Genomic DNA, 14765 nt, shown 5'->3' with positions numbered 1-14765 from the left:
CAGCCCTGGTTGAAGGCTGTAACCCAGGATATTGGATAACTCATTCTTTTAAGTGAGAAACTCAACTACAAAGACCTGTAATTTTTTCTTTTATTTCTTCAGATAATTGTGTTAGCGGCAAGGTACTCAATGCTGCACTTTGGTATAAACGCTTGATCTCTGGATTTTCTATCGAATCTAAATGCAACGCAATGGTTTGCACATCCCCTCTTGCTAATGGTCCTGTGAGTGACTCTGCAATACGTTCGGTTTGTTCTAAGTTATTTAAATTACCTTGCATTAAATTGACTATCATCCGTCGACTTTGTTGTGCATCGATACCTGCTTTAAGAAACAATTCTTCACTGCAGGATGCCAAGGTAATTAAGTAATTCGAAGCCATACATGCCGCAGCATGATATGCTGTTTTTGCCTCCGGTTTAAGGGTAATGAGATGAGAACCTAACTGCTTGAACGCGCTTTTTAGCCACTCGCATACTTCAGAGTCACCCTCCAAAACACAATCAACTTGATAAAATGCTGTGGGCTCCAGATAATTTGCTTTAAATGCTTTTAAAGGATGAAAACTCGCGACCAAGCAGCCTTGTTTTCTTAAAGGAGCCAATACAGCTGAACTCAAACCGCCACTGCAGTGAATAACAAAATTACCCGGCTTTAAGACATCAGTATGAGTGAGGATTTCTACGGCATTGTGAATGGCATCATCATTACAGCATATCCAGATTACTTCAGCTGCAGGTAAGTGCGCAATTTTGTCAACTACCTGGCCGGAACCAATCTCCTGCCTCGCCCTTTGTGCACTTTCCAAACTGCGATTACAAATGGAAAAGGACGAGATGAGATGAGCTTTAGATAAGGCCAGTGCGATATTTTTACCTAATCGGCCTGCGCCTATGATATTGCATTTCATATTTATTTTCTTTGTCTTGATGGATCGTCAGTACGTCATCCGCATAATTAAGGGGCTTCTCAATAGGATTGGGTCCTACGTCCTGATCTCTTTTATTCGGGCTTAATGAGTCATTATAACGTATTATAAGGTATTAAAAATGCAATTTTAGCAAAAAACCATCACCATCTCGATGAATTCCTGGTTATAATACTCTCAATTTGTCATATTGAGAATGAATTATGCCTTATTTGCTGAAGGGAAACGCAGAACAAATTTTTCATGCTTTTGGACAGGGCTGGGCCATTGCAGAACAAAAAGATGACACAAAAATAATTGCGGATCTCCCATCTGTGAATTTCCTGGGTACGATACAGCAAGCAATAAGACATTTTAATATCTGGCGCAAACAGGCTCTAGGGAAATATTATCTGCATGGTAATATGACTGCAGGAAATCTGTCCTATTTATTTGGACCCGAGCCGCTCAAAAGAGAAAAGGAAGACTCAGAGGCTTACAAGGCGAATTTAGGTTGCCATGATTTTGCCTATATTAATGACGCAGGAGAGGACTGCGGCGTTATGGTGATGTATCGAAAGGATGACCCGAAACAGTGGGTAATCGGTTTAATAAAAAAGGGTCATGCAAGTCCACAAACCAGAGAAATTGTCTGTGTAGCAAGCTTTAATTTAACCCCGTATATTAAATCGCCTGCTGCTGGGGTGAACGTTTCTCCCGTGTCATCTATAGAACCCTTATTAAAGCAGATTGGTTCTGCTATTCCCGGTTTTTTATTACACAATGCAGTCCAAGGGAATAACGAGATTAACTTACGATTTCATCGTATTGCCCTATTGATGCGAAAAATCCAAGTAGCGCAAGAAACGGCAACCCTCCGCGAACCGCTTCCTTTTTCTGAACTTAATTTATCCGCGTTATTTGCAGAGAATCCAGCCCTGGATTTGCTTTTTCAATACAAAATACTGGATGAGCTTCCGTTGTCCGTTTCTCTGCTCAAGGAGCTTTTATCTGAATCCAGTCCATTACGTAAAGAAATTCAAAGAATTCAATTAACATTCACTGATGATGAACGCATTAATAAAAGTTTATTAAAAAGCATCATCGTATTTTACGAAAAGGGAATTCTTGAGCAAAACCGGAAGCTACTGACCAATCTTGAATTGATTAGAAAGTTTAGTGGCTACATGAGGGATGAGACCCAAATTAAGCTACTTCCATTTTTAATTCAACAATCCTATCCGGAGGAATTAATTCGAGATATTTTATCTGAAAAAGCTTACTACCAAGCTATAGCCAGTTTAGTTGAGTTGGAGCCGGCACTCACAGAAGATGTCCCTAAATTTTTTAAAGAATCTAAATCGAAACGTGACGAATTAAAACTTATTTTTTCTATACCGGATGAAGACTGCAGACGACTTTGTTTGATATTTTGGGTCAAAGGATCTTTATCTGAAGATGGTTATCAACAAATCGTTGCTGCAACAAAGAAATATCCCTTATTGGCTTCAAGCCTGGTGGCTTTAGACCAAACCAAAACCATTACTATTGAAGATCTAGAAAAGCTTGCGCTAAATCCACACCAACATTTACAAAAATCAATTGCTCACCATTTCGCTAAAGAATTTCAAGAGCTTCATGATGTAACATCAAGATTACGCAAACTAACTCTTGACGAGTTAAAAGCAGCAAGCACCGCGTTACTTCTATTAAAAAAATCAGGTATTACTGCCCCTCTTCAAGCCTATCATTTAGTATTAGAGAAGGATAATAAAGGACAAGCCTTACGCCTGCTTTTACCACAATTAGCGAATATGGAGGATAAAACGCGAACGTTATTGATGGAAGTTCTTTATAGCGGGGTAGTGCATGGGATACAAACTCAAGGCAATAAGGTCCTTGCCATAAAAGATCCAGTACAATTGGCTTTGGCTGACAGCCTGCGCGAGCGTTTTATTTGTGTCAGGCAAATGCAAGACTTAAAGATCGGAAAAGATCTGATCGAATTGGCAGCACAAGAAGAGAGGGAAGAAGCTAAACGGTTTCGGCACATTATTTTGCGGGTTGAGGCTCAATGCAAAATAATTCATGAGCGTTTAGCTGGGTCTAAATCATCCAGTGAAATGCATAAAAAATGGAAGGATGCAGAAGAAGCTTATAGGAAAAAATTATACAATATTTCTTATGATGCGCTCATGAATCCTCATGCCGATGATGTGCGGACTACATTAAAGAACGCTGAAAATGAAGTACTTAAAATTGTCGATCCTGAAATTGAGTCTGATTTATATAGATTTTTATACAATGCCTTAATTGTTATTGCTAATATAGTTAGCTGCACCCTTTCCCTTGGAGGGGCTAACGCATATAAATACTACAAGACTGGCAATTTCTGGTTTTTTAACCAGACTCGCTCAGGAGAGGAAATACGCGAACTGGATAAGGAAGTGCTTAAGCTTATCGATCTAGAAAACTCGGATGAAAATGGAGTGTGTTTTCCCCTATCCTGGTGTCAAATGAGTTAGTCAAACGTAACCGAAGAAGGTTACCGCCCTTAGCCCGGAACCAATCTCCCTCCGGGCGGGGCATTCTTACTGATCAGGCATGTAATTTGCATGATGATTCATTCAAAAACAGTGTGTCATGAGTTTGAGTAATCCATTAAGTATTTGAATCTTAACTGTTTAGTTTCCTTGTTATCTGTTTGAAAATTATTCTTGAACTTATTGAATATTTCTGCCTAATATGAACTATTCTAAAAGGACGACTGGGATTTAATGGATTAAAATATGGGAATTCCAAAAAAAGCACTCAGAAATAATAAACTCACTTATGTAGAAAAAATTTCGGATAGCTCTCATGAAACATGGAAGGTTTCCTTTGAAGAAGATGGTGTTGTCAAGAAGGCTTTTTTTAAAAAATTAGAGCCTAAAAATCACTATCCTGAATTATTAGCCAAAATCAGTGTAGCTACCTCATCATTCAAAAGGTTATTCCAAGGAAAAAGATCGGCCGAAGAGCGTTTAGTATTCGAGGAGTATGATCTCGAATTAATGCCAGATAGTAACAAAACTATAAAAGATAACACACTTTATATTAAATTAGAGCAAAAAGACCTCCTCGAATACACTGTTAAAACTCCTGATGGCTTACTAAAGAAGGATACTATTGCAGTAAAGGATATACCAAACTTTAATCCTGAACTGCCCTTAATGGAACAGCTGAATACTATAAAAAGTAATATCTTGGAAATCACCTCAAAAAGAGGCCACACTCAAGATAAGTTAATTGGTACACTATCTATTGGTATTGAGGGTTTTAAACCGCTCCATTATGCGAGTCAGGGTATTCCTGTTAACAGTACTTTAAAGGAGCAAGTTGCTCCCAGTGTGAAAACCCTGGTCGAAAAAGATGTCATGGAAACTTTGCTCGGCCGATGGTTCCTGGATGATGATGATTCGCATCCTCATAACCTCGGTATAGCTGAGGAGCTGACTGCGGATATTGATTTTGATATGTTCTTCTATTGGTTCACCATCCATATGAAAGTACCAAGATCAGTAATCGGAGTACCTAAGGAACATGTAACGCTCACCGTTCGTGATTATGAAGCTTTTCCCAACGTTCAGGAATCCATGCCTTATCATTGGCCTTCTTACGAAAATCCAGGACAAGTTACCATTCCGGCTATTGTACCTAATGTAGCCCGCAAGCTATTACCTAAAGCTTATGCAGACCCAGTCGAGTTCGCGCGTCTGGCACAGAACTCTCTTGCCCAGGAACAGAAACTGGCCGCCGCTTTAAAGGCCCTATTAACATATCAACCGGAGTTACAACGTAAACGCTTAACAGAGCTCTTTGGTGATATGCCTTTAAATTACACCTCTTTAGAGGAGACAGATCCCAGCTTACGGGCTAAATATGAAGAGCTGTATCCTCGCTTTTGCAATGAAACGACGAACTCAAAATCATTTGTTGATTTTATGATGGATTTATATCAAGAACACTATGATAACTTATATCGAGTAGTGGTCTTTTACATGGGATGTACTGATAACGGCTATGGGTTACCGTTGTCACCTACTTATCTAGATCTTTACAAAAAGCCTTCTTTTTATCGCACCATACAGGAATGGGCCAAAAAGGAAAATGAAACAACCTATGCTAAAGAAGAAGATCTAAAGTACAATTCTGATGAATTACAAAAACGATATCACCAGGTCTGGCGTGATGCATTTGCACCAATAATGAAAGAGTTGATTCACAGTTCGTACAGACTAACGAACTCATTACTTAAAGAAGCCACTAATCCTCCCTACGTGCAAATTTCCGAACTACTAAGCAAAAAAGCAACTGATGACACTTTAACCAGTGCATGGGAGTTATTTGGAAACCTCCCTGTGCTTTCTGCTGAAATAATTGAAGCAAAGATTAGTGTTGATAAAGACAGTAATTTGCGTGGCGCATTATTATCTTTAGTTGCCTTTGTTAACGAATTTCGTGAAGTAACAAAGACTTATTATGAAAAAAAACGTAAGGATCTTACCGAAGAAGACAATCTTGAGTTTTCCAATAAACTGAGTTTACTCCATCAAACATATAACCTAAAAATTCGCCAGGCCTTGGCGAATACAACAACTTATGCTGCTGAATTTAATAGTATTGCATCCAGCCTTAAGCTCATTGCAGAACAGGTCAATTTCCAATTGCATTTGACCACTACAGACGAACTGATGGAAGAAGCATTACTTGCCGTGAAACGAGAAGTGCTGCCTTTTACACATGAAGACGTGAAAAAACAATACCATGATTCATTGTTTGTTTGGGCAAAAAGTCTCAAACCTGAAGAATTGGAACATTATATCAATGAAATTATAGATAAAAAATATGCGCCAGTAGTCACCTCACTTTCATTCCGCCAAAGGGCTGAACCGGTGAAGAACTATTTAAAATCGAGCTCAAAGGAACGTGGTGATAATCGTTTGGCTTATATTTTAAGCTCAGGAACCCAGCAAGATGGGGCATTGAATACTTTGCTTGTGCAGGGTCTTACTCCTCTGATGTTGCAAAAGCATCCTATACCAAGTATTGATCTTGCGATCAGAGATAAAAGTTTTGAAAAAGGCATCAATGATTTTACCCGAGATGTGGTGTTTTTTGCTAAAAAGGACAAACGCTTTACCCATCCTTATAGTGATGGGGGCATCGCGGTGCTGTATAAGACGATTTATGATTGGGTAGATACCCTTACCGATAAATCATTTAAAAGCTTAATCTCTTCATCATTATCAAAATATGAATCGAAGACATGGGGAAGTCTTTTGGGAGCCTCAAGGAGAGCAGAAGTAGAGGGTTATTTAAAGGGAAATTGTAATGCGAAAGTACTGGCTATGATCTTTATGAATGGAGGTGAGTCCTCCACCTTGAATGAGTGTCTGTTTGTCAAAATAATAGAAGCAATTAAAAGAGAAATCAGTAAGTATCCAGGGATGTTGGACGAGCCGAAATATCAATTAATTTCTCTATTTAATTTGGAAGAACATAAAACACATTATCTCAATAATCTGAGGTATCATCACGAAACAATTTCTGCGTCGCATCGACAATTACAAATTACCTCAGAATATTCTTATTAAAAAGCACGTTAAATGTACCGCTATACTTCAAGTGATCACGACCATGTTTGTGACCGCTGGAAGTATAGGTTATGATTCCTTTTTTTTAGAATGCTGTGAGCTTCACATGTCTTTTGATTTAATAAAAACATTGCCCCAATACCTGATTCCTCAACATGGGCTTACTAGCCTTGCTGGTTGTTTGGCTGAAGTAAAAAATACCAAAGTAAAAAATTACATCATTCAACGATTTATAAGTAAATATCAGGTGAATATGAGTGAGGCTTTGATCGAAGATCATACTGCATATTCCTGTTTTAATGATTTTTTTATTCGTCAGCTAAAACCAGGATGTAGGCCCTTGGCGGATGCGGATATTATTTCACCTGTAGATGGTTGTGTGAGTGAAATAGGATCTATAGAGCAGGGTCAATTAATTCAAGCAAAAGGTCGTTATTATTCCGTGGCGGATCTTTTAGCATGTAATAACAATGTGGCTTCTCAATTTATTAACGGACATTTTGTTACTTTGTATTTGTCACCTAAAGATTACCATCGTGTGCATATGCCTATGGATGCTAAAATTACCTCGATGACCTATATTCCAGGAGCTTTATTTTCAGTTCAACCTTCAACGGTTCGCATTGTACCCAGACTGTTTGCGCGCAATGAGCGACTGATTATCTTTTTTTCCACCGAAACAGGTCCTATGGTTATGGTGATGGTTGGAGCAACTATAGTTGGCGCGATAGGAACCAGTTGGCATGGGGATATCAAGCGGAGTAAGACTCGTGTTGATTTTGAATACAATCAGGATAAAGAACAAAGGGTAATGGCCCAAGGCGATGAAATGGGCTATTTTAAATTGGGATCAACCGTTGTCTTGCTGTTTGCAAACGATATGCAAGTACATTGGAATGAAGCGTTAAGAGCAGGAAGTGCAATCCGTTTAGGTGAGGCACTCGGTGAAATTAAATAATTGTACCTATTCACGATTAAGAAATGTAGCCTGGGTGCAGCGCAGCGGAACCCAGGCTACACGCTTATCTCAAACTTATGTTAATGCAAATAGGGTTCCCAATTTGTTATTCATGGCATTCTGATAAACAACCGAAGCGACACTTACATCCTGTATTGAAAGCCCTACAGATTTGAATGCGGTAATTTGGTTTTTGAAGTCTGTATTTTTGTGTATTAGCCAATCGCCTATCTCAATGACATCCTCTTGCTTTAACTGCTTTTTCTGGACCGCACTGATAATTTCGCCTGCTTCAGCCATAACAGCACTCCATTGATCAACAATCACTACAGCATGTCTAAGTACATCACTGCTTATTTCTTTCATATTGGGGGTGTGTGAACCTATGGCATTAATATGAACATGAGGCTGTAGGTCTTGCAAATGAATTAATGGTTCAGTACTGCCCGTCGCAGTGCAGATTATATCTGCATTCTTGATTGCGTCAGGAATATGGTCATATACATTGATAGCATATTGGCTGGCGAACTTTGTTGCAAATTGCTCTGCCTTCTGTATGTTTCTTGACCATACCGATACCTGCTTTATATCACGCACCGTTGCAACAGCTTGAAGTTGTGTTTCTGCCTGTACCCCTGAGCCAATGATTGCAACATGGGTTGCGTTATCTACTGCAAAATATTGAGTTGCCAATCCGGAAACTGCCCCGGTTCTTAGAGCGGTCAAATAACCTGCGTCCATGAGTGCCTTGGGTTCGCCAGTACTGGCATCAAGTAACATGATAAAACCAGTGATAGAGGGCTTGTTAAGTGCACTATTTTTAGGAAAAATAGAGGCTACCTTCAAGCCTAAAGCCTTGTCTTGAGCCAGATATGCTGGCATGGTTAAAGTAAGCGCATCTTCTTCATCAATAATAATACCTGTTCTTAAAGGTAATTTAACCTGTTGTTTTGCTAATTGAATAAATGCATGTTCCATTGCCTTAATTGCTTGACTCATGGTGATGCTTTGTTTGACTTCATCTAAGGACAATAAGCGAAGACTCATAATAATTTAACCTCCAAATTCTTTAGTTAAAGCAGATAATAAAGTGGGGTATTTGAAGTTAAATTGATATTCTGACAACCGCTGAGGTGCAACGGTTTGTCCTGACAATAATAACTCCTCACCCATTTGACCAAATAAAAGTCGTGTAATCCATGCCGGCATCCATAAGAAAGCCGGTTTTTTCAGTACCCGGGCGAATGTTTTGGTAAATGTTTTTTGCGATACACTCTCAGGTGCTACTAGATTCACTGGGCCTGTAATCTCTGGGTGTGCTATTAAATACAAGATGGCTTCAACGAGGTCGGTGCTATCAATCCATGCCAGAGGTTGTTCTCCAGAACCAACTACAGCCCCCATTCCATATCGAGCAGGCAACTCCAGTTTTTTTAACATTCCCTTACCCCGTTTTAGAATGACGCCAAAACGCATTAGAGTAACAGGCATGCCTCCATCAAACCCTTTTTTTGCAGCCTCTTCCCACTGAGTAACCAGGCGGTTTGCAAAACTGGTTTCAGGAGAGTCAATGGGGGGAGTAGTTTCGGTAAATGTAATATGGTCTTGTGCCAGTATCTTCTGCAAACCATAAATGCCAACAGCACTTGCATTATATAAGTGAGGTTTTTTAGTGTCGGCCTTTATACCCCAAAGAACTAATTGATTAGTTGTTTCAATTCGACTTGAAAGTAACGTCTCTTTTGTTTTAGCGCTCCATCTATGGTCGGCAATATTTTCACCCGCCAAATTAATAATCACATCAAATTCGTTGGGGTTTAATGTATTAAGTTTAGCCCAAGTGGTTCCATGAACTGAACTTGAAAATGTACGGTTAATTTTTTCCTCATCTCGTCCTATGACATAAATTTCGTGTCCAGAATGAAGTAACTCAGGCACCAATATTTGACCAACTAATCCTGTTCCACCACTGATAATGATTTTCATGAGAACCTCCCTATAGAATGGGTCTAATAATACCTTAAGCGAATTCATTTTACACAAAAATGAGATGTGCGATTTGTTTTAGAAAAATATAACATTTATGTCTATCCTTATTATTAATACCTTTAAGGAAATAACCATCATGTCCAATAAAAGTTTAACTGGGATAATCGGGATGAGCAGTATATTGTTTTCCACAATAGTTTTGGCTGACTCTAGCAAGAGCCTGACTAAAGATGAATGGTTAGCCTCTTTTAAAGAGCAAGCCCCAGCGAAAATGTGCCGGCAATTAGTAGATGATGCGAAGACGAATAAACTGCTTGCAAACGCTAATATAAGCTATGATAAATGTGTGGCATTAATTTCGGTAAGTTTTGATAAATGTAAAACAAAATTTTATTCAGAATTACCCGCAAACATAGATGATAAAAACATATCAACATGGGGGAACAACCTAGGAAAGTGCATTGGTATTGATTTTTTTTCGAATAACCTAGCAGTTACTCCTCAATCAACATCTGCACCAACAACTACACCGGACACCACTTCGCCAACAACGAAACCAGGTGAGGCAAAATAGAGTAGTTTAAAGTTTAAAAACCTATCAATGGTACCGAGAAGAGGACTCGAACCTCCACGGAGTTGCCCCCACTAGCACCTGAAGCTAGCGTGTCTACCAATTCCACCACCTCGGCATTGGGCGCTAAGTTACTCATATTTTGCTGAACTGTCAATGGCTTTTTCAGATTTCAATCCTACTTTCCTGGGTAAAATATTGCGATTTTATGACCTCCGATACTCACATACTGCGTGTATGCTCCATTTCGGTGCTCTAAAATCGCAGCATTTTGGCTCAAGAGAGCGAATTGTAAATAGACCCTTTTCACTTCCAGGCTAGCTGGAATAAGGAGTCCCTGCTTTTAAAATGCGTTCTCTCACTCCTTGCCAATTTCCTGTTTCAGGGGGAAGTTCGATTGTAATGATTTGAACATCGGCTGCGTCCGCTCTCCTTAACTGATAATACAAGTCAAAGGCCACTTTTTCGGGATGATCTGCCAAAAGATGGAAATGCTCTTCACGGATGTTCATTGGCCGTTTGCTTGCAATAACATACACTTCTGCTGGATTTTTTTGGCAAAAATCGGCAAGAGCTTCGTAACTGGCAAAATAATATAAGATTTTTTGGGGTTGGTAATGGCTTTCCAGTTTCCCGGGAACACGTAGGGTACTCTCAAGGTGAAAGGAGGGGGGCCCAATTACTTTAGCTATAGTTTTTTCATCAATAAGACCATGACGTAAAATTTGATAGTTTTCTGCATGCGTCGCATCAATGATGGTCGATTCAATGCCTACGCTACAACGGCCCCCATCTAATATGGTTAACTCTAGGTTAGGAAATGATTCGCTAACGTGTTGCGCGGTAGTAGGGCTGACTTTTCCAAAGGGGTTGGCTGAAGGCGCAACCAGTGGGATACCTAATTGTGTCAATAATTCCTGGGCTATGGGGTGGGCCGGACATCTGATGGCGACAGTAGTCTGGCCACCTGTAATTAACGGATCGATTTGATTGCGCTTGCCATGCAAGACCAGAGTTAAAGGACCAGGCCAAAAATTTTTCATGAGTTGTTGCGCATAAACAGGAATGTCTTCAACCAAGGTATTGATATCCCAGTTTTGTGGGACATGAACAATTAAGGGATGATTTAATGGTCTATCTTTCATCACAAAAACTGTTCTAATGGCCTTTTCATTATTAATAGGCGCGGCTAAACCATAGACAGTTTCTGTAGGTATGGCTACAGGTTTCCCTTCACGTAAGTCGTTGATAACCCGATTAATATTGGTGGTAATTAAAGGCATATCCCAATCATAGATTTAAAAACCCCTTATTTTTACACAAATTGCAAGAGAAATCAGTATTTTTGCGTTTTCAATTTTACCAACATAGAATGACTATACATATATAGAGATATCAGGAATTGTGTCGTGTTACTTAATTTATTAGAAAAAACAGTGGATGGTTATTTTGCCGTCATTCCCAGGGATAAACCCCCGATGGAAACCGTTAAGTCCGCTCGTTTGATTGCACATAGAGGTGCCCATAATCATGCAGAGGGGATTATTGAAAATACACTTGCTGCATTTAATTCGGCGAAAGAATTGAAATGCTGGGGAATTGAATTTGACGTGCGCACAACAGCAGATAAAGTCCTGGTGGTAAATCATGATGCTACTTTAAAGCGCCTCTGGAAACAGGATCGCGCAATTACTGACCTGAGCTTTAATGAACTGCGGGCTCTGGTTCCCGATGTGCCCACGCTTAATGAGGTGGTTGCTGCCTACGGGGAGAGTATGCATTTGCTGATTGAATTAAAAGCACCTTTTCAGGATGAGGATCTTTTAGTAGAAGCTTTAAATGGGTTATCTGCGGGTGAAAATTATCATTTGTTAACTCTGGATTCTGCAATTTTTTATTCATTGTCACAATTCCCCAAGGATGCTCTTTTGCTGGTTGCATCGCATTGTAATGTGCATCAATTTTGTAAAACCAGCTTAAATGAGGATTATGGTGGCGTACTTGGCCATTATTTTTTGATCAACAACAAAATAGTTAACCGATTCAAAGCAGCCGAAAAAATTGTCGGTGTGGGTATGATAGATTCTAAATACAGCTTATACAGAGAATTAAATCGAGGAGTAAACTGGCTTTTTACCAACCGTGCAGATGAATTGAATTATTATTTGCGTCATTTTTAGCAAGTAACAAAGTCCATATCCTTTTGTTTTTTTAAACGTCATCTTAAGTTCAGCTTGCAACCAATTGACCGGCTGCACTAGATATGTTCTGATAGCAATCAAATATTGTGTTGATATTTTGATTTGGGATTATTCATTTTCATTAGGCTTCTTTGGAAGCTTACCCCCAGAAATACAAGTAGATACATGCGAAATTAAAAAATATAAGTAATGTCGAAGCTAATTTTGTTAAAAAGGATGTAGCTATGGGATGGGCGGATAAATTTTGGACGGCAACCAATTGGGTTTTAGATACAACCGTACATGTAGTAGCAGATACCATGAACACGTGCGGTACACTGGCATGTACCCTTGGCGGAGCTGCCTATGCGCTATCTAATGTGCTTCCTTTACAGGAAGTCAATGCAGCATACTACGGGGGGGTGCATGCTGTCGGTAATTTTTCTCTAGGGATCAATGTTACCAATTTGAATTATTATGTCCATGAATGGCTCCCTGTGTCTTACAGTAACCAGGTAAATAATGACACTCCTGCTTATAATCTGACTGAGTATGTGAGTTCAGGCATGGTTAGCTCAATCAGCGCCATGTGTATTGGTTCAGGTATTGTCTTAAAAACTTTAGGTGCCAATATTAATCATTGGCAAGAAAACAGGGAAGAACGACGTTTTTATGCGCACAGTAAAAGAATTCAAATTACCAGTCCTCAGTTAAAAGAATATCTTTATGTGAGTGCTGAAGCCTTTAGCAGCTCAATATCCACAGCCATGCTCAGTAATGCAGTTGCCGCAGCGGTTCTTTATTTTTCAGGCAAGGTTTTTCCTGATTTTACTTACCCTCCTAGCGGAAAAGAAAAAGTATTTGGAGAGCATTATAATGGGGCAGTGATAACCCAGCCTTTTAATGTAACAATCGATTTGGGCGAGAGTAACTTTACTGTACCTCTATATTTTGAAAATTTGAACGTTTTACTCAAAAAATCAGTTGATGCCGCGCTACATGCTACTTATGGCGGTGGTTTTTTCTTTAAGCCGAGTGGCGCCACGCAAAATCCTCCTTTAGCTGTGACGGAGGCGGTTTCTTCAACAGTGGGGGCAAGTGCTTATCTGGCAAGTAATTTTTTTGCTGCTAAATCGAGGCAACTGCACTCTGAAAGAATACACGAGGCAGAAGCCAATACGTACATCTTAATTAACTCGTGATAAATTAGCGGCGTAGAAACAAAATCGTATTACCCGAGAAGCGGGCTAACGTTCAATAATCGCCGCAACACCCATCCCTCCTGCAGTGCAGACACTTAGAAGAATGCGTCCATGACCTTTATTGGCAAGTATTTTTGCTGCGGCACCAACTAATCGTCCGCCTGTAGCTGCAAAGGGATGGCCAAGGGCAAGACTACCTCCTTTAATGTTCATTTTTTGCGGATCAATACTCCCTAAAGGTTTATTGAGGTTCAAAACTTTTTGGCAGTATTCAGCAGATTCCCAGGCTTTTAAAGTGCAGAGCACCTGTCCGGCAAAAGCTTCATGAATTTCATAATAATCAAAATCGTGCAATTTGAGTCGATTCCGTGCCAACAAACGCGAAACCGCAATGGTTGGTGCCATTAATAGGCCTGCGCCATGCACGAAATCTACCGCAGCCACTTCGCAGTCCGCAAAATAAGCGAGGGGTTCCAGGTGATGTTTTTTTGCCCATTCAGGAGTGCTTAATAAAACAACGGAAGCGCCATCAGTGAGGGGGGTGGAGTTTCCTGCGGTCAAACTGCCTTTATCTGATTTATCAAATGAGGGTTTTAAGGCAGATAATTTTTCTAAAGAGGTATCTTTGCGGGTGATTGTATCTCGTTTTAAGGAATCAAGAGGTGCAATCAAATCCTCATAAAATCCTTCGTCATAGGCTTGTACGGCATTTTGATGTGAGCGAAGTGCCAATTCATCTTGATCCTTACGGGAAATTTGCCATTCTTTAACCATTAATTCACAATGTTCACCCATGGATAAGCCTGTTCGAGGCTCACGTACTTCTGGGACTTCGGGCTTTAACATACCTAACCGGAATTCCTTGAGTACCTTCAGTTTTTCCATAACTCCTTTAGCATTTTGAAATTTGATTAAAAAATGGGTCAATCTTCTTTGGCCAATTAATGGAATATCTGAATTCGTATCTGTTCCTCCACCGATGCCTGCTGCGATCTGTCCGCTAGCAATTTTTAGGGCGATAAGGTTAACTGCTTCTAAACCAGTACCACAGGCACGTTGTATGGTTAATCCGGGCGTTTCAGGAGAAAGGGAGCTTCCTAAAACAGTTTCACGAGCCAAATTCCAATCAAAAGGATGATTCATTATTGCTCCTGCAATAAAATCACCTAATAACTCGCCTTGGATCGTGTTTTTATTGATGAGATCAGCTAAGGCCGCACCGAGCAAATCCTGGTTGGACTTTCCTAAATAGTAAGTTTGTGATTTGACAAAAGGAGTACGGGAACTGCCAAGAATAGCCACTTTGTCTTTGAAGCTCATGT

General features: G+C 39.8%; 11 protein-coding genes and 1 tRNA gene. 6 read left to right on the top strand and 6 right to left on the bottom strand.

Annotated elements, in window-relative coordinates; genetic code table 11:
- Window positions 1-61: 61 nt before the first annotated feature.
- Entirely contained in the window at window positions 62-910 is an 849-nt protein-coding gene (locus LXO92_RS02215; protein ID WP_232890330.1) for a Rossmann-like and DUF2520 domain-containing protein, read from the bottom strand.
- 221 nt (window positions 911-1131) lie between these two features.
- Between LXO92_RS02215 and LXO92_RS02210 the strand changes: the two genes are divergently transcribed.
- The 3 genes from LXO92_RS02210 to asd all read left to right on the top strand — a co-directional run bounded on the left by LXO92_RS02210 (window position 1132) and on the right by asd (window position 7501).
- Complete coding sequence (locus LXO92_RS02210) at window positions 1132-3432, top strand: hypothetical protein (protein ID WP_232890329.1); 2301 nt, start codon at window positions 1132-1134, stop codon at window positions 3430-3432.
- A gap of 264 nt (window positions 3433-3696) precedes the next feature.
- A complete protein-coding gene (locus LXO92_RS02205; RefSeq protein WP_182351127.1) occupies window positions 3697-6543 on the top strand; it encodes a hypothetical protein in 2847 nt (948 codons plus the stop codon).
- Window positions 6544-6649: 106 nt separating this feature from the next.
- Entirely contained in the window at window positions 6650-7501 is an 852-nt protein-coding gene (asd, locus tag LXO92_RS02200) for an archaetidylserine decarboxylase (protein WP_182351126.1), read from the top strand.
- A 75-nt stretch (window positions 7502-7576) separates the two neighbouring features.
- Here the strand turns inward: asd and LXO92_RS02195 are convergent, their stop codons facing one another.
- Both LXO92_RS02195 and LXO92_RS02190 read right to left on the bottom strand, forming a co-directional pair.
- The gene (locus LXO92_RS02195; protein WP_182351125.1) at window positions 7577-8548 is read right to left on the bottom strand and encodes an ornithine cyclodeaminase family protein; all 972 of its coding nucleotides are present in this window, start codon (window positions 8546-8548) and stop codon (window positions 7577-7579) included.
- 6 nt (window positions 8549-8554) lie between these two features.
- A complete protein-coding gene (locus tag LXO92_RS02190) occupies window positions 8555-9487 on the bottom strand; it encodes a TIGR01777 family oxidoreductase (RefSeq protein WP_182351124.1) in 933 nt (310 codons plus the stop codon).
- A 139-nt stretch (window positions 9488-9626) separates the two neighbouring features.
- Here LXO92_RS02190 and LXO92_RS02185 point away from each other — a divergent pair, with 139 nt between their 5' ends.
- Window positions 9627-10064: a hypothetical protein gene (locus tag LXO92_RS02185; protein WP_232890328.1), complete on the top strand. Its 438-nt coding sequence runs from the start codon at window positions 9627-9629 to the stop codon at window positions 10062-10064.
- Window positions 10065-10092: 28 nt separating this feature from the next.
- Here LXO92_RS02185 and LXO92_RS02180 read toward each other — a convergent pair.
- Together LXO92_RS02180 and LXO92_RS02175 are read right to left on the bottom strand one after the other, a co-directional pair.
- A tRNA-Leu gene (locus LXO92_RS02180) sits at window positions 10093-10179 on the bottom strand.
- Window positions 10180-10378: 199 nt separating this feature from the next.
- Window positions 10379-11344 (bottom strand): L-threonylcarbamoyladenylate synthase, encoded by a 966-nt coding sequence (locus tag LXO92_RS02175; RefSeq protein WP_182351122.1) that lies wholly within the window; start codon window positions 11342-11344, stop codon window positions 10379-10381.
- A 126-nt stretch (window positions 11345-11470) separates the two neighbouring features.
- Between LXO92_RS02175 and LXO92_RS02170 the strand changes: the two genes are divergently transcribed.
- Window positions 11471-12241, top strand: a complete 771-nt coding sequence (locus tag LXO92_RS02170; protein WP_182351121.1) for a glycerophosphodiester phosphodiesterase — start codon at window positions 11471-11473, stop codon at window positions 12239-12241.
- Window positions 12242-12486: 245 nt separating this feature from the next.
- Complete coding sequence (locus tag LXO92_RS02165) at window positions 12487-13443, top strand: hypothetical protein (protein WP_182351120.1); 957 nt, start codon at window positions 12487-12489, stop codon at window positions 13441-13443.
- A gap of 45 nt (window positions 13444-13488) precedes the next feature.
- Here LXO92_RS02165 and LXO92_RS02160 read toward each other — a convergent pair whose 3' ends face one another.
- On the bottom strand, window positions 13489-14763 hold the full coding sequence (locus tag LXO92_RS02160) for an acetyl-CoA C-acetyltransferase (protein WP_182351119.1): 1275 nt from the start codon (window positions 14761-14763) through the stop codon (window positions 13489-13491).
- Window positions 14764-14765 lie beyond the last annotated feature (2 nt).

Origin of the sequence: Legionella resiliens (assembly GCF_021344005.1) — a bacterium.
GTDB classification, from domain to species: Bacteria; Pseudomonadota; Gammaproteobacteria; order Legionellales; family Legionellaceae; genus Legionella; species Legionella resiliens.
The sequence above is the reverse complement of the archived record's forward strand: the minus strand, read 5'-3'. Positions and strand labels throughout refer to the sequence as shown.